Annotated in this window: 12 protein-coding genes and 1 pseudogene; 6 read left to right on the forward strand and 7 right to left on the reverse strand. The window is 47.8% G+C overall.

Annotated elements, in window-relative coordinates; genetic code table 11:
* Positions 1 to 108: 108 nt before the first annotated feature.
* The 3 genes from NDI42_RS06815 to ruvC form a co-directional block, all read right to left on the reverse strand.
* A complete protein-coding gene (locus NDI42_RS06815) occupies positions 109 to 756 on the reverse strand; it encodes an SH3 domain-containing protein (protein ID WP_190459586.1) in 648 nt (215 codons plus the stop codon).
* A gap of 424 nt (positions 757 to 1,180) precedes the next feature.
* A complete protein-coding gene (locus NDI42_RS06820; protein ID WP_190417659.1) occupies positions 1,181 to 2,131 on the reverse strand; it encodes a S1C family serine protease in 951 nt (316 codons plus the stop codon).
* A 103-nt stretch (positions 2,132 to 2,234) separates the two neighbouring features.
* Positions 2,235 to 2,765 carry a crossover junction endodeoxyribonuclease RuvC gene (gene ruvC / locus NDI42_RS06825; RefSeq protein WP_190417661.1) on the reverse strand — a complete coding sequence of 177 codons (531 nt, stop codon included), beginning with the start codon at positions 2,763 to 2,765 and terminating at the stop codon, positions 2,235 to 2,237.
* 375 nt (positions 2,766 to 3,140) lie between these two features.
* Here ruvC and NDI42_RS06830 point away from each other — a divergent pair, with 375 nt between their 5' ends.
* A complete protein-coding gene (locus tag NDI42_RS06830; protein ID WP_190417663.1) occupies positions 3,141 to 4,544 on the forward strand; it encodes a gluconeogenesis factor YvcK family protein in 1,404 nt (467 codons plus the stop codon).
* Positions 4,545 to 4,547: 3 nt separating this feature from the next.
* Positions 4,548 to 5,003, forward strand: coding sequence for a tRNA (adenosine(37)-N6)-threonylcarbamoyltransferase complex ATPase subunit type 1 TsaE (tsaE, locus tag NDI42_RS06835; RefSeq protein WP_190459588.1), 456 nt, complete (start codon positions 4,548 to 4,550; stop codon positions 5,001 to 5,003).
* Positions 5,004 to 5,194: 191 nt separating this feature from the next.
* Here tsaE and NDI42_RS06840 read toward each other — a convergent pair.
* Positions 5,195 to 6,498: pseudogene (locus NDI42_RS06840) on the reverse strand (dihydroorotase).
* A gap of 262 nt (positions 6,499 to 6,760) precedes the next feature.
* Here NDI42_RS06840 and lepB point away from each other — a divergent pair.
* A complete protein-coding gene (gene lepB / locus NDI42_RS06845; protein ID WP_190459590.1) occupies positions 6,761 to 7,357 on the forward strand; it encodes a signal peptidase I in 597 nt (198 codons plus the stop codon).
* Between the two features lie 182 nt (positions 7,358 to 7,539).
* Here the strand turns inward: lepB and NDI42_RS06850 are convergent, their stop codons facing one another.
* Both NDI42_RS06850 and NDI42_RS06855 read right to left on the reverse strand, forming a co-directional pair.
* Positions 7,540 to 8,802: a dihydroorotase gene (locus NDI42_RS06850; RefSeq protein ID WP_190459592.1), complete on the reverse strand. Its 1,263-nt coding sequence runs from the start codon at positions 8,800 to 8,802 to the stop codon at positions 7,540 to 7,542.
* A 430-nt stretch (positions 8,803 to 9,232) separates the two neighbouring features.
* Positions 9,233 to 10,576: a histidine phosphatase family protein gene (locus NDI42_RS06855; RefSeq protein ID WP_190459657.1), complete on the reverse strand. Its 1,344-nt coding sequence runs from the start codon at positions 10,574 to 10,576 to the stop codon at positions 9,233 to 9,235.
* Positions 10,577 to 10,818: 242 nt separating this feature from the next.
* Between NDI42_RS06855 and NDI42_RS06860 the strand changes: the two genes are divergently transcribed.
* Together NDI42_RS06860 and NDI42_RS06865 are read left to right on the forward strand one after the other, a co-directional pair.
* Positions 10,819 to 12,333: a CPBP family glutamic-type intramembrane protease gene (locus NDI42_RS06860; protein ID WP_190459594.1), complete on the forward strand. Its 1,515-nt coding sequence runs from the start codon at positions 10,819 to 10,821 to the stop codon at positions 12,331 to 12,333.
* A 165-nt stretch (positions 12,334 to 12,498) separates the two neighbouring features.
* A complete protein-coding gene (locus tag NDI42_RS06865; RefSeq protein WP_190459597.1) occupies positions 12,499 to 14,946 on the forward strand; it encodes a heavy metal translocating P-type ATPase in 2,448 nt (815 codons plus the stop codon).
* A 145-nt stretch (positions 14,947 to 15,091) separates the two neighbouring features.
* Here the strand turns inward: NDI42_RS06865 and NDI42_RS06870 are convergent, their stop codons facing one another.
* Positions 15,092 to 15,217 (reverse strand): hypothetical protein, encoded by a 126-nt coding sequence (locus tag NDI42_RS06870; protein ID WP_277873846.1) that lies wholly within the window; start codon positions 15,215 to 15,217, stop codon positions 15,092 to 15,094.
* A gap of 58 nt (positions 15,218 to 15,275) precedes the next feature.
* On the opposite strand from NDI42_RS06870, the gene NDI42_RS06875 reads away from it, so the two are divergent.
* Positions 15,276 to 15,695 carry an FHA domain-containing protein gene (locus tag NDI42_RS06875; RefSeq protein ID WP_190417673.1) on the forward strand — a complete coding sequence of 140 codons (420 nt, stop codon included), beginning with the start codon at positions 15,276 to 15,278 and terminating at the stop codon, positions 15,693 to 15,695.
* The last annotated feature ends 50 nt before the right edge of the window (positions 15,696 to 15,745 follow it).

Below are 15,745 nucleotides of genomic sequence, written 5' to 3' on the forward strand. Positions count from 1 at the left end.
AGAAGGAAACAGCCACTCAATTGAATCTTGTCAAAAAAATCACCCCATTTCCAAGAAACTTGGTAAAAATATGGGGTGATTTTAACTTAATGAGTTTAGGCTAAAATACTACGGACAACGACCGACATTCAATGAGTTTGAACTAGGATAGCCGTAAGAAATCCATCCGGCAACCGGGGCGGTAATTTGTACCCAAGCACGGCGATCGCTATCGTAAGTTAAGTCTGGAGGACTCTTCGCGAGAGTAACGCGATCGCCAAGTCTGATTCCACCAACTCTGGTGCCAGTTTTGTTGGGGCCACTACGAATAGCCAAACCCTCACTTCCTCTGTACGTAACTACGCGACAGAGGCTGGAAGGTTGAACAGGGGGAGGATTGTTTGCTCCAGTGCAGGGTTTAAGGTATTGTGCCTGTACGTAACCCGTAGCAGGCGCATTAATGGCAATCCAACCAGCACTACCATTATCTGCCAGAGTAACTGTTTCGTTGGGAGCTAAGGTTCTAATCGTTTGACTCGTGGTTGAACGCTGTGCGTAGACAAAAATCCGCTGATTAACGGCGCGGCACTGTCCCACAAGTCCCTGTGCTAGTAGCAACTCGCCCTGAGGCTGAATAGAATTTGGTTGTGATTCTTGAATAGAGCTATATGTGGTGCTGTTAGTGACCGCAGTGGCGGAGAGATTCAAGCCCCCCGCAGCGGTTAATCCGACAGCAAACAGGGTAACAGGCATTGCCCAGTGGCTCTTTGTTTTCATACGCTACACTCCTCATCTCACCAAAACGTTTGTGTTAGAAGCTTCCACATCGAAAAGCATCCCCGCAGTCGAGACTTGTTTTTCATAATGGTTGACTGATTAGCTGGCGCATTTCTATCAACCCGTCCCTACATCACTAAGCAATAGGATAGTTAAGTTCGCGGAAGCTTCTTAGTCAAATAGCATACAGAAAAATTAGTGTTAAATACATGAAAAAGGGGAATATTGTCAAGCGGTGTGCGGGAAGTGAAGTTATTGGGTAGGCTCGTGTGGAGCAGGCAAGATGCCCGCCCTACAGTAGTTCAGGGCTTACGCACGTCAACACACTGTAGGGGCATGGCATTGCCATGCCCCTACGACAGAATCAGCCATTCACTAATTAACTGCGTAAGTCCTGTAGTTCAAGACACATTTTTTCCCAACTTCAAAAATTCACCCGGACATCAGCCAAACGGCGATTCCGTCCCACCGTGAGAATTGCCGAAGCTGGACGACGAGCTAAGAAAGTTTGCAAGTCTTGAACTCCCCTAAGACGACGACCATTAATAGCAATGATTCTGTCTCCGGGTCTGATTCCGATATTCGCAGCAGGCGAGCCTGGCTGTACCCCCAAAACTACCAGTGTCCCTGTATCTACAGTCACACCCAAGCCACGAGTTGAAGGCACAGACGGACTTTGAGCGGTAGTAATCGGGGGAGCGGTTCGGTTACGGTTTTGTTGAATAAAATTTCTGGCAACTGTAGCACTGGTAGCGAACCCAATCCCCGTATTGCCTCCGCCACCGGGACTGAGAATGGCTTTGTTGACACCGATGAGTTCGCCCCGTGAGTTAAGCAAAGGTCCTCCGGAATTGCCCGGATTAAGTGCTGCATCCGTTTGTAAGTCGCCATTGCGACCAACACGGCTTAAGATACCTGTTGTCAACGTTCCCGACAATCCAAAGGGGCTGCCAATAGCAAAGACGCGCTGACCGACTTGAATGCTTGCGGGATTGGACAGCTTGACACTGGGGAAGCGATCGCTCGTATTCAATCTTACTAGCGCTAAGTCATTCGGTCGGTCAGTAGCAATTACTTGCCCGGTATAGCGCTTGCCTGTAGTGGTACTGACGCTCACCACACCACCTCTGGCGCTGCGAATAACGTGATCGTTAGTTAAAACCAGCCCTTCTGGACTAACAATAGTGCCAGAACCGGAACCTCTCCCGGTACTGATAGTGACTACCGCCGGACTGACAGTGCGATAAACATCAATGCTAGTTTGTTCTTCACCTTGAGCTTGGGCAAGAATCGTGGGAACGGGAACACTGCTCACGGCAGGCGTATTGAGCAAACAAAGGGAAGCAGCACACAACAACCAGCGCTCAGGTTTCATGACACTCAAAGGTAAGTAGCCGAATTTAAGAGGGATGACTCCATAAGATTGATGACGCAAATAGGCTGAGCGTGTTTCCTTTGTACGGATGTGTAGATTGCGGCTACTGCCCATACCACGCTGTCAGCGCCACCGCAAGGGCATCTGCGGCATCGTCTGGCTTGGGAATATAGTCTAAATTTAATTCCCGCGCTACGGCTTGCTGCACTTCTGACTTATCAGCATTACCCATGCCAGTAAGCCCCTGCTTAATCTGTGCTGGCGTAAATTCAACATAGGGGATACCGTGCTGGGCCAACACTAACACCATTATCCCCCGCGCTTGAGCCACCAAAATTGTGTTCCCCATCCGATAGAAGAACAATTTCTCAATCGCCACCAAATCGGGTTCCCACTGATCCAGCAAAGTGTGCAAATCGTCGTAAATTGTGCGGAGTCGTTCTCCCATCTCCGTTTTGGCGGAGGTTTGGATAACACCAAAATCCAGCAATGTTGCTACTTCTGGCGCGGTTTTTACTGGGCGCTTGGCAGCAGGAAGATTCGCCACAGCTAAGCAGTCAGGTGGTTTGCAGAGAATTACGCCAAATCCTAATGTGGCAAGTCCAGGGTCTAATCCTAAAATTCGCTTTTCCATTTAGCCAAGTTTACGGGATAAACCAAGCGAGCTGCCGCCTAAAATGGCGACTCAAGCTGACTTCTGATGCAATGTTTATATTAGCTCCCTCTAATTCCTGATTTTGCTGCTGAACGTCGCAAGCGTATCATAAGCTCAGTTAAAAATTTGGAGACAAACTTTATTAGTTTCGTATGTCACATCCCAAGAAGCTGCAAAAAATGTATTCTGATGGGCAAAGGCTCCCTGTTGCTCTTTAAAAGTGGCAACTTAGACACAAGTGTGCCAGTCCAATCAACTCGTAGAAGCGATTTATGGGAGCGTTCCTATTTCAGTGATTTTGCGCCCTTTCTCGTTAAAGTCGAATCTTGCCTTCGTGTTCCCCAGGAATCAGCAATGTCAAACGCTATTTTTAAACAAGCCTTACGCACCCTGAGACAAGAGTCGCACATCCCGTGGGGTTTGAACTCCAGAACTCCCCACCGAGTCAATAGCTGGTTTAAATGGTTGGCTCCCGGATTGTTGGTAAAACGTTGGTTGGTGATTAGTGCGGGTGGTGTGCTGCTAACCACTTTGGGTTTGGCAATTTGGGTGAAGCTGACACCGATTTTTTGGTTGATTCAGTTCATTGGGGAGCTACTGGAAACGATTACCACCATCCTTCCTAACTATGTGTCTGGCCCGATTGCGATCGCTTTCGGGGTGTTTTTGATTTTTTTGGGGCAAACTCGCTCTATGGGAGCGATTACCTCGGTGCTGAAGCCCTCATCAGATGAACAACTGATTGATGTGCTGTTAGCTCATCGTAAACTGAACCGAGGTCCAAAAATTGTCGCAATTGGCGGCGGTACGGGGCTTTCTACTTTGCTTAGAGGATTGAAGCACTACAGCGCCAATATTACGGCTATTGTCACTGTGGCAGATGATGGCGGCTCTAGCGGTCGTCTGCGGCGGGAAATTGGGGTGCTACCTCCTGGGGATATTCGCAACTGTATAGCGGCTTTGGCAGACCAGGAGAAGTTATTAACAGAACTGTTTCAATACCGCTTTAAGGCTGGGGATGGTTTAGTAGGTCACAGTTTTGGTAACTTGTTCTTAACGGCGATGAGCGATATTACTGGAGATTTGGAGAGAGCGATCGCTGCTAGTTCCCAAGTTTTAGCTGTGCGGGGACGGGTGTTACCAGCAACATTGAGTGATGTTCGTCTCTGGGCAGAATTAGAAGATGGGCGGCGGATTGAAGGAGAGTCCAGCATCACGGAAGCGGGGGGTAAAATTAAAAAAATTGGTTGCATTCCCAGCAATCCCCCAGCCTTGCCCAAAGCTTTACAGGCAATTCATGAAGCCGATTATATTATCATTGGCCCTGGTAGCCTTTATACCAGCGTGATCCCGAATTTGTTAGTACCGGAAATTGCCGCAGCGATCGCTCAAAAACAAGTTCCGATCATTTACGTCTGTAACATTATGACCCAGCCAGGGGAAACCCAAAGCTACACTGTCTCAGACCACATCCGCGCCATTGACGCTGCTTGCGGTCAACAATTATTTAACGCCGTCCTGGTACATAAAAAAGTTCCCTCTGCTCATACTCTGATTCGATATGCTCAGGAAAGTTCTCATCCGGTTTTTTTAGACAGAGAAGCTGTAGGAGAGTTGGGGCGAAGAATTGTTCTGGCGAATGTGATGGATGAGGATGAAGAAACAGGTTATGTAAGGCACGATCCTCAACGTCTAGCTAGGATTTTGCTGAGGTGGTATAGTCGCGCTCAAGGGATAGAGTTAGGAGTTGGAAGTTAGGAATTGCAAGTAATTTCTCTACTAGATGCAACAGCTACGCGATCGCTGGGCGTAAATCTTGGGCGATCGCTAAGTGCTGGTAGTACGATTTTGCTAGAAGGAGACTTGGGTGCTGGCAAAACTACTCTCGTTCAAGGCATTGGTGAAGGCTTGGGCATTATCGATCCAATTGTTAGTCCCACCTTCACCTTAATTAACGAGTATCGAGAAGGACGCATTCCTCTGTATCACCTGGATTTATACCGCTTAGAACCTACCGAAGTGACAGCGTTAAACTTGGAAACTTACTGGGAAGGCATTGAAGTCCCTTTGGGCATTGTCGCCATTGAATGGGCGGAACGTTTGCAGTATAAACCGTTAAACTTCTTGAGCATCCACTTAACTTATTCAGCTGATAATGGTCGTCAAGCTGAACTTGTCCCAGCAGGTGCATTTAATTTGGGGTCATTAAAGATTTAAACGCTCTAGGTAGCAAAGGTAAACGCAAAGAACTTTGCCTACCTTTGCGTTTACATCTTGCCTTTTAAAAAATTACACGGTAGGCATGATGCCTACCGTGTCAACTCTTGTTGGATTATTATTTAACTATAATTACAAGAGTTTGTCAAGCCGTTTCTGCGAAAAAGATTGACTAATTTAAAAGTTAGAAATTAGCAAAAACATAAAGCTTGACCGCGGACTTCTGTATTAAGTTTTCCTCGGTCGTAAACAACCTGACCGCCGACAATAGTCACACCAGTCCAGGCAGTGAGGTTCCACCCTTACAAGGGGTTCCAACCACATTTGGTAAGTAATTCCTCGAGCAAAACAGGACGGTAACTGTTCAAATCAACAAAGATTAAATCGGCATCATAACCAGGAGAGATCGCGCCTTTTTTTTTGGGAATATTATAAGCTTGGGCTACAGCCGCAGACATCCAGTTAGAAACTTGGACAACACTACAACGTCCCTGCATAGCAGAAGTTAACATCAGCGGTAGAGATGTTTCAACACCAGGCATTCTCGAAGGAGTATTGGGGTAGACTTGGGCTTTTTCTTCCAAAGTCTGGAAAGCATGATCGGTAGCGATAAAATCAATTACACCATTGAGAAGAGCTTGCCAGAGAACTTCGTTGTCATGAAGCGATCGCAAAGGCGGATTCACCTGCGCCAGTGTGCCAATTTTTTCATAAGCGCTAGTGTTTAGCAGCAAATGTTGCGGTGTTACTTCCGCAGTCACCCAACTCGGTTTATCCTGACGCAGTAACTGGGCTTCCTCAGCTGTAGACATATGCAAAATATGTAACCTTCGCTGGTATTTTTTAGAAAGATTTAACGCCAGTTGCGTAGCATTAAGGGCAGCTTGATTATCCTGAATTTGGGAGTGGATTGCCGGATTGTTGATCCCGGCAAATTCCTGACGACGTTGATTAATTCGGGCTTGATCTTCAGCGTGAACCGCAATTAAGCGATCGCCTTGTGCAAAAATGGACTCCAGCGCCGTATCCTGTTCTACCAACAACTGACCGTGCATCGATCCCATAAAAATTGTAATTCCAGGAGTCGGATGCGCCTCTAAAAGATCCAGCAAAATTTCCGCCGTTGCCCCAATAAAAAAGCCATAATTAACTAAGCACTTTTCTTGCGCCCGCCGCAGCTTGTCATCCAAAGCCGCCTGCGTAGTTGTCAGAGGGCGAGTATTAGGCATCTCCAGAAATGACGTTACCCCTCCTGGGCACAAGTGCAACTCGCAGTAAACAAGTCTTCTTTGTGTTCCAACCCCGGTTCCCGGAAATGTACCTGCGGATCAAGAACTCCCGGCAACAAAGTCAGACCCGAACCGTCTATTTCTTTACCAGAGTCATCTCTTGGGATTTCTGACGCAACCTGGACAATTTCCCCGCCACGAGTTTCGACATCCCCAATTAAAAACTCACCATTGGGCAGAAGAATGTTAGCGTTGCGGATAAACAGAGGAGCATGGCAATCAGTGGTTTATGCAATCGTCAAGTGAGCGCGAAAAGTGTATGCTGTGCTTAGACTTTAGCGCAATAAGGCATTTTTTTACTGGAGCCGAGGAAATTACGGTAAACACGCCAGCCAAATATTTTTAATGATGGCAGGATGTATTTAGGCAAAATTTAGACAAAATATAGGTAGAAACATTGTTTTCCTTGATATAAATCATTAGATGGGTAATCCGTTATATCCCTTTGCTTTGAGTGATTAACCGTTTATGACTGACGTGCAGAATCAAGAACCAGACAGCAAAACCCAACAACAAGTTGAAAATCCCTTTATAGAGGGAATTAAAACGATTGGGCTTAGCGCCATTTTAGCCTTTGGAATTCGCTCTTTTGTAGCAGAAGCACGCTACATCCCTTCCGGATCGATGCTACCAACGCTACAAATCAATGACCGTCTGATTATAGACAAGGTTAGTTACAAGTTTACCTCTCCAGAACGGGGAGACATTGTAGTATTTAATCCCACCGAAGCCCTAGAAAAGCAAAATTTCCACGATGCCTTCATTAAGCGGGTGATTGGTATACCGGGAGACAAGGTAGAGGTGAAAGGGGGACGAGTTTATGTCAACGATCAAGCCTTGCGGGAAAAATATATAGACGAACAGCCTAATTACCGTTATGGCCCAGTGAAGGTGCCACCTAACGCTTATTTGGTACTTGGTGATAATCGCAACAACAGCTATGATAGCCATTACTGGGGTTTTGTCCCCCGCGACAAGATAATTGGTCGGGCGATAGTACGTTTCTGGCCTTTGAATCGCGCCGGAGAAGTGGATCAGTCTCCAGTTGATTCCTCGGATAAGTGAAAGGGCTAATGGCTAATGGCAAAAGTCAGCCCTGAACTTTAGTTCGGGCTAATAGCTAAAGTCATTTAATGACTGGGTAAATGTTTCAACCCGTTAAAACGGGTTTAAGTTTTAAGCCTAAAATTTATTTAAGGCTTTTGCCAGAAGCCTGAGGGCTAATTGTTCATTTATATTAGCTGTGATTAGCCGTGACTCCAATTTTGGACGACGCGACCCTGCAACTGTTGACCTAGCCAGGGAGTGTTGAGTGAGAGGGATTTGAGGTTTTGCCTCTCGACTTTCCAAGTTAGTTGGGGGTCAAATAAAATAATTTCAGCGAGTTGACCAGCTGCGATCGCAGCTGGTTTTTGTTGTAAACACTGGGCGGGACGGGTACTCAAAACCCGCCACAGTTCTAAAGAACTCCAGTCGCCATTCTCGACCAGGATGTGCCAAAGTAGCGGCAAAGCTAACTCTAAACCAATCGCGCCTGCTGGTGCTTCGGCGAAGGCGACGGTTTTTTCTTCGTAAGTGTAGGGAGTGTGGTCAATAGCGATCGCATCAAGTACCCCACTCCGCACACCCTCAATTAATGCTGCTTGGTCAGATGGGTTGCCCAGAGGTGGTTCCAGACGTAAAGAAGGATTATAACTCCCCACATCCTCAGCATTCAGCAGCAAGTGCATCCAAGTGGTACTCGCCGTTATTGGCAAACCCCGCGCCTTAGCATCCTGAATTAGCTTAACGCTGCGACCTGTAGAAACGCGCATGATGTGGACGGTCGTGCCAGTGGATTCTACCACTTCCAACAAAGCAGCCAGAGCAGATGTTTCCGCGATCGCGGGATTTCCTGGCAAACCAAAACGAATTGAAGCCGCACCTTCTCGCATCACCCCATTGGTAGAAAGATGGCGATCGCAAGCCCACAAAGCCACTGGTTTTCCTAGAGGCTGAAGATATTCCAAAATTCTTCGCAGCAGCGCCAAATTCGATATCGGCTTACCATCAGCAAAACCCACCACTCCAGCCGCTGCAAGTTCTGCCAACTCTGTCATTTGCTGGCCTTGCACACCCAAAGTTAAAGCACCCCAAAATCCAATTTTCGATTGTGGATTTCGGATTGTGGATTGTTGAAGATAAGCTAAACCAGCTGGGTTATCGATAGCTGGCAATGTGTCCGGCAAAATTGTCAACCGGGTAAAGCCTCCAGCCGCCCCCGCGGAAACAAGCGTTACTAAGGTTTCCCGTTCTTCAAACCCAGGTTCACCGGAGTGGCTGTATAAATCCACCAGTCCTGGCCCCAGCACCAATCCACGACAATCCCGCACCGATGTTTCTGCGGGATTTGCAGAAATTTGAGTTTCGATTGCTTTTATGTAACCATCCGCAATCAGAACATCGGCAATCTGGTCAGTTCCAGAAACAGGATCTATTACCCTTACTTGTTGAAGTAGTTCACTATTCATATATGAGTACCGAGGGCTAAGGACTGAGGACGTTGTTAATTCTGTTTGTTCTCAGCCCTCAGTCCTGAACTTCTCAGTTGTTTACAAACCACATCTTGCACCAGTTGCAATAACCCGCCAGAGATTTTTCTGGCTAATAGCGAAAGTTTTCTTAAGACGAATGGCATTGACTTATGCCCTGAACTAAATCGGCAGACCCAAAGCTTGTAACCCGTTTTAAAGAGTTGAAAGACTTATTCAGTAAGCTTTCGCTTACTTTAGCTTTAAGCCGGAGATAAATTTCCTGGCTCAATTAAGCACCATTCCTCTTAAGACGACTAAAGGCTTACCAGATAAAGATTTCAGTCTATTTTAATAGACTTTCGCGATTAGCCAGAAAATTTATTTTTAGGCTGGTTTTGAGGCTTATTGAGAATGGTGCAAGATTCAATTACAACGCACCAGCAGCCGTTTTATCCAGAACACCTCCCCCTAAGTGAGTTGTGATATTCATCGCTTGCAGCACTGGTATACCATCCGGGCCTTGGGGATAATCGATTACGGTGACTGCCCCATTACCCTGCTTAATGCTCCAGAAATTTTCTGGCTTTAAACCTAAAATGTGACAAAGCAAAACTTTGTTAGTGGCATCGTGAGCCACCACTAAACCAGTTTTTGGCTGATCTCCAGAATAAGATGCGATCGCCATTTGCCAAGCGGCTACGCTGCGTTCCCACACCTGCTGCAAATTTTCTCCCTCTGGCATCTGCACGGTCTGGGGGTAATCTCGCCACTGTTCCAACATACCTGGGTACGTTAGCTCAATTTCTTCCTCAAATTTCCCTTCCCACAGTCCGTGACTGATTTCCGCCAAAGGTGGCTGTAGTTCAATCTGGACATGGGGATGATATTTGAGAATAATTTCCGCTGTTTCCTTGGGACGCAGCAGTGGACTACTAACAGCAAAGTCAATTTGCACATCTTTGAGAAATTCAGCCGCTTTTTCGGCTTGTTCTCGCCCATTGTCGTTAAGCGGGACATCAATTTGTCCCTGAAAGCGTTTCTGACGATTCCACTCAGTTTCGCCGTGGCGTACCAGCAACAAACGTAACCCCTTATGTCCCGGACGAAAACTAGGCAGAGTTTCGCCCACATGAGCAGTCAAATTCATCGACTCTAATTGAGCAGGTTTGCCCCAGCCATCAGCAAAATTTAGTACGCTGATGCCACAGTTCGACTGCTGAATCGAATGGTAACGCTCAGGTGACATAGCGATCGCATTCGCAATCAAAGCTCGATTGATGCCGTTATGCCCCACCAATAAAATAGTTCCCCCCGCATGGCGCGGGAGAATTTCCTGCCAAAACTGTCGCGCTTGCGCGTAAAGAGCTAAAACTGGAAAATGTTCCCTCACGCCCTCCGCTTCCTGTATCATCATTCGCAGTTCGTGGGGACGTTCCTGCCAGCAGCGATAATCTTCGGAAAATTTCTCCTTCACCTCAGAAGAAAGCATTTTCTCCCAAGCAGGCAAATCGATTTCCATCAGCTTATCTGACGCTTGTAAGGGCGCAGGTGTCGCCAAACAGGATACGATTACCTCTGCTGTCTGTTTTGCTCTTTGTAAGGGACTGGTATAGATTGCATCAAATTTTATGCCACCTAGAGCAGCACCAAGTTGACCAGCAGTGACACGACCTTTTTCGGTCAAAATTGATTCATCACAGCGGCCCTGAATTCTACGCTCAGTGTTATAGCTGCTCTGACCATGACGCACGAGAATGACACGAGTATTCAGGGTAATATCCTCCGCGAATCGATTGTAGATTTTAGATTTTAGACACCCCCCTTGATAAGGGGGTAGGGGGGATCGGATGCAAGGATTTCTCGTTTTTGGGCTGCTGCCTGAGAACGAGTTGAGCAAGGCTGCTGCCTCAATCAGTGAACAAAAAAGGTTCAGGAGAATTTTAACCTGTTCGGGACACGTCGCTAAGATATTCTCCAGAGGCGACACGATACTAAATGTTTATAGGAGAACGCATGACAATTAAGCGGTTGATTTTGGGGTTGCTGACAATTTTGGCTATTGTCCAAGTTGCCCTGTCCTTGCAAGGCAGCTGGAGTCAGCCTCAGATTCAAAGTCGTTTGGAATTGTACCAAACGAATCTGTTGCTGCACGCAACCGAGTGGCAGCCGGAAAATTCCGGTGGCTCAAATTTGACGACCGCCCGTAACGCCATCTTGGGTGACGAACCCTTAAAAGCTGCCCAAAAGCAGTATCAGGATGCACTTTCGGAGGATAAAAATACCCTCGCAAAGCTCCAAGGGCAACTGAAAAAGCTGCAAGTTGAAGCTGATACAGATCCAAATAAATTGGATCTGCAGCAATTACTTTTGTCAATAGACAAGTTAAAAAAAGTGATTGATGAGCTGTACTTGCGAGTGGGAATCTTACAGGTGCCAGGAGAAACGGATGCAGCGATCGCAACCTGGAAAGAGACGGGTGAGCGATCGCGCTCTCAAACGGCTAATGTTTTGATCGGGCTTTGGAGCAATCCCCCGCGCCTGTTGCCAAATGCCCAGGAGCAAATTGAACAGCATTTAGACGGTTGGTTCCGCTATCGCGCTTTAAGCAAGCTGTACGAATTACAGGAGCGAACAGAGGCGCTTTCGGCTCTCAAAGCACAAGAACAGGAAATAGCCGAACAAGCAGTTTTTAAATTAGCAATGGTCGCTACAGTGCCGCTTTTCGGGGTAATTGTCGGCATAGGATTGCTAATTTTTCTGTTAGCTGGACGATTGATTAAGGGAAAAGAATCCCTTCTGGCTCACAATGGCGATGTTAAATGGACAACACCCTGGAATGGGGAAACTATCTGGCAAGTGTTTGTTGTCGGCTTTTTCTTTATCGGTCAATTTCTGCTGCCGATCTTTTTCAGCTTACTGCCGCTAAACCGAGCCAGCTTCGATAGTCGGACGCAAGCTTTGTTCGTTCTAGCTACTTACCTATTTTTGGCAATTCCGTGTCTTTTAGTGCTGTATTTCTCCATAAAACCATTTTTTCCGCTGCCTGAAGGTTGGTTTCGCTTTGATTGGCGGGGAAACTGGATTTTGTGGGGATTGGGAGGCTACTTGGTAGCGCTACCGCTGGTGATCATAGTGTCGCTGATTAACCAAAAACTATGGCAGGGACAAGGCGGGAGTAATCCGATTCTCCCAATTGCCCTAGAGGGACGGGATAGCGTGGCACTGACGATATTTTTCTTGACGGCGGCTGTGGCGGCACCGCTGTTTGAGGAATTTTTGTTTCGCGGGTTTCTGTTGCCGTCTTTGACTCGTTACATGCCAGTGTGGGGCGCGATCGCGGTCTCTAGCTTACTATTTGCTGTTGTTCACCTCCACCTCTCGGAAATCCTGCCTTTGGCGACTTTGGGGTTTGTTTTGGGTACAGTTTACACGCGATCGCGCAACCTCCTCGCCCCCATGCTCCTCCACTCTCTCTGGAATAGCGCCACCCTTGTGAGTCTCTTCATCTTAGGCAGTGGCTCTACATGATGCTTTGTGCTTTATCTGCGCTGGGCGAATCGTTGACCCAACCAGGGGCAAGTAACTTAAAAAAAATTCACAATTTTTGCTCCAAGACGCGGACTTTCGCCTAACCTCAAAATAGAGGCGCTAGATTAATCTGGCACTCTTGGTGTCGCGGTAAGTCCCAAATCTATGCAAGTTTCGACCAAATCTGTAGTTGCTACCCCCGAATCGTCGGTAGAGACTATTACCCTCGACGTGGGGGGAATGAGATGTGCAGGCTGCGTGAAGGTTGTAGAAAAGCAGCTCAAAGAGCATCCAGGTGTCATTTCCGCCTGCGTCAATCTGGTGACAGAAGTGGCTGTCGTAGAATGCGAATCTGGCGCAGTAGATCCAACAGCTTTGGCAAAGCAGGTGAGTGACGCTGGATTTCCCACCCAGTCTCGCGTAGCTACTACAGGCGATGGAAAAGAGGCTTTGAGTCCAGCCCAGCGACACGCCGAGGAAAATCGTAAGCAAATGTGGCGCTTGGTAGTTGCGGGTGTGCTGATTCTCTTCTCCGGAATTGGTCATCTTGGGCAACACTCTTTACTTTTGCCGCAGTTGTTACTGCTGACAAATATTTGGTTTCACTGGGGATTAGCAACAGCGGCGTTGCTGTTACCAGGGCGCGAAATATTACTAGATGGCTGGCGAGGTTTGCGGCGAAATGCTCCCAATATGAACACGCTGGTGGGATTGGGAACCCTGACGGCATACACAGCAAGTTGTGTGGCGCTGTTCTTCCCCCAGCTGGGTTGGGAGTGTTTCTTTGATGAGCCTGTAATGCTATTGGGATTTATCTTACTGGGGCGCACTTTGGAGCAACGGGCAAGAGGTCGTGCGGCTGCGGCGTTTGAGGCATTATTAGCATTACAGCCAAAAGTAGCTCGTTTGATTGCCAATCCAACTAATTTGGGCAGAGGAGCAGGAGAGAAAGGCAGAGGAGCAGATTTATCAATCCCCAATCCCCAATCCCCAATCCCCAATCCCCAATCAGAAGTAGAAATCCCAGTCGATCAAGTCCGTGTGGGCGAGTGGTTGCGGGTGTTACCAGGTGAGCAGATCCCAGTCGATGGAGAAGTGGTAGCTGGGCAGACGACCGTGAATGAGTCGATGCTGACGGGGGAGCCTGTACCAGTAATGAAGCAGCCAGGGGACGCGGTGGCTGCGGGGACGCTCAATCAGTCGGGAGCGATCGCTATTAAGGCAACTCGTACTGGCAAGGACACGACTTTAGCTCAAATCGTGGCATTGGTGGAAGCAGCCCAAACCCGTAAAGCACCAGTACAACAGTTGGCGGATACGGTGGCGGGTTACTTCACCTATGGGGTTCTAGCAGCTGCGGCTTTAACGTTCCTATTCTGGTACTTTGTCGGCTCTCAACTTTGGCCTGATGTCTCCATATTGCGGGTTGTTGGCATTGATAACCATGCCACAATGCACCACGCTCTCAGCAACCACTCACCAATGTTATTAAGTTTGAAGCTGGCGATTTCTGTCTCGGTCATCGCCTGTCCCTGCGCTTTGGGCTTGGCGACACCCACAGCAATTCTAGTAGGGACTGGTCTTGGGGCAGAACGCGGGCTGTTGATCAAAGGTGGGGACGTGCTGGAACGGGTACACCATCTGAATACAGTGGTATTTGATAAGACGGGAACGCTAACGACTGGTCATCCTACGGTGACAGATTGCTTGCCAATAGGAATCACCCCAGAAACTCTTCTCCTACTAGCGGCGGCGGCAGAAAGTGGCACGACACATCCTCTAGCAAAGGCAATTTTGGAGGAAGCACATCGGCAAGAATTAGCAATTCCCCCGGCTGTGGAGTTTTATACGGAACCGGGGTTGGGGGTATCGGCTTTAGTAGATAATTCGCGGGTTTTCTTGGGTAACGCTGACTGGCTAACTAAGCAGGGGATTGCGATTAGCGATACAGCGACGGATCGCACTTTATCGCTATTTGCTGCCGGGAAAACGGTGGTTTATGTGGCAGTGGACGGTAATTTAGCTGGGTTGATTGCTGTAACCGATACCCTGAGACCGGATGCGAAAGCTACGGTGGAGCGATTGCGTTCAATGGGATTGCGGGTGATGCTGCTGACTGGGGATAGGATGGAAGCTGCTGTCGCGATCGCATCTCAACTAGAACTGCACCCTGATGACGTTTTGGCAAACGTCCGCCCAGAGGCTAAAGCCACCGCAGTGCAACAGTTGCAAACTTTAGGACAACGAGTGGCAATGGTTGGCGATGGCATCAACGATGCTCCGGCGTTAGCACAAGCCGATGTTGGAATTTCTCTCCAAGGTGGGACAGATGTTGCTATTGAAACTGCCCAAATTGTTTTAATACGCGATCGCTTATCTGACGTGGTGCAGTCAATCCAACTCTCCCGTGCCACCTTCAACAAAATTCGTCAAAATCTCTTCTGGGCTTTTGCCTACAATACACTCTCATTGCCCGTTGCTGCTGGCATCTTACTACCAAGTTTCGGCATTGTTTTAGGCCCATCTGCCGCCGGAGCATTGATGGCATTTAGCTCTGTAAGCGTCGTCACCAATTCGTTGTTACTCCGTCAAAGCCTGAAAAATCAGGATTGAAGTTTGTCCGGAGTTTGTAGGTTATCGGTTGTAGTCATTACGGGATCTCTAATAACTACAATATGATAGGGGGAACATTGTAACCCAAAAGCACTATCATGCCTGCTGCAACTTGACAATACTGGCTTCAAAGGTGTAGAGGGTGTTACGCTGGAGTCCGGACAACATCAGCCATAGCTACTCTTGTTTTCCTCAAGATAATATCTGGTTGCTGGTTGTCAATCCGGGTGCAGGCACAGGCGCTTACCCCGCCAGTTGAAGATGGTGCCATTGTTAGTTGAAGTAACTGTTTTTTCCCAACCAACCGCTCTCTCTAAACTATTTTTTCAATGCCTTCAAAACTGCATCTGAACCATTTATTGATTATTGAGGATGATCAGGGACGCAAGGAGTTTACCTTAGAAAAGCCTGAATATTGCGTTGGCAGAGACCAAAAATGCGATATTCGGCTATACTCACAGTTTGTATCCCGTAGGCACGCAACTTTAGTGCAAAAAATGCGTGGGGATGGCTCCTATTACTACAGGATTGTCGATGGCGACAAAGGCAAGCCTAGTGCCAACGGACTGTTGATTAACGGGCGTAAACTTCAATCCCACGATCTTGAAGATGAGGACGAGATTGTTTTTGGGCCGCAAGTACGGGCGAGATATTTCCACTTGAAGAAAGAATCAATCCCGACGGGGCCTCCCGATGAGTGGGACATCACTCTGATTAGCCCCAACATGGTAGGCGAAGACGAAACTTAAGCTCTTCACATCGAAAGCTCAACCTCCGGCTCCCAAAAGTGAGCGATCGC

It is taken from the genome of Funiculus sociatus GB2-C1, assembly GCF_039962115.1.
GTDB lineage: Bacteria > Cyanobacteriota > Cyanobacteriia > Cyanobacteriales > FACHB-T130 > Funiculus > Funiculus sociatus.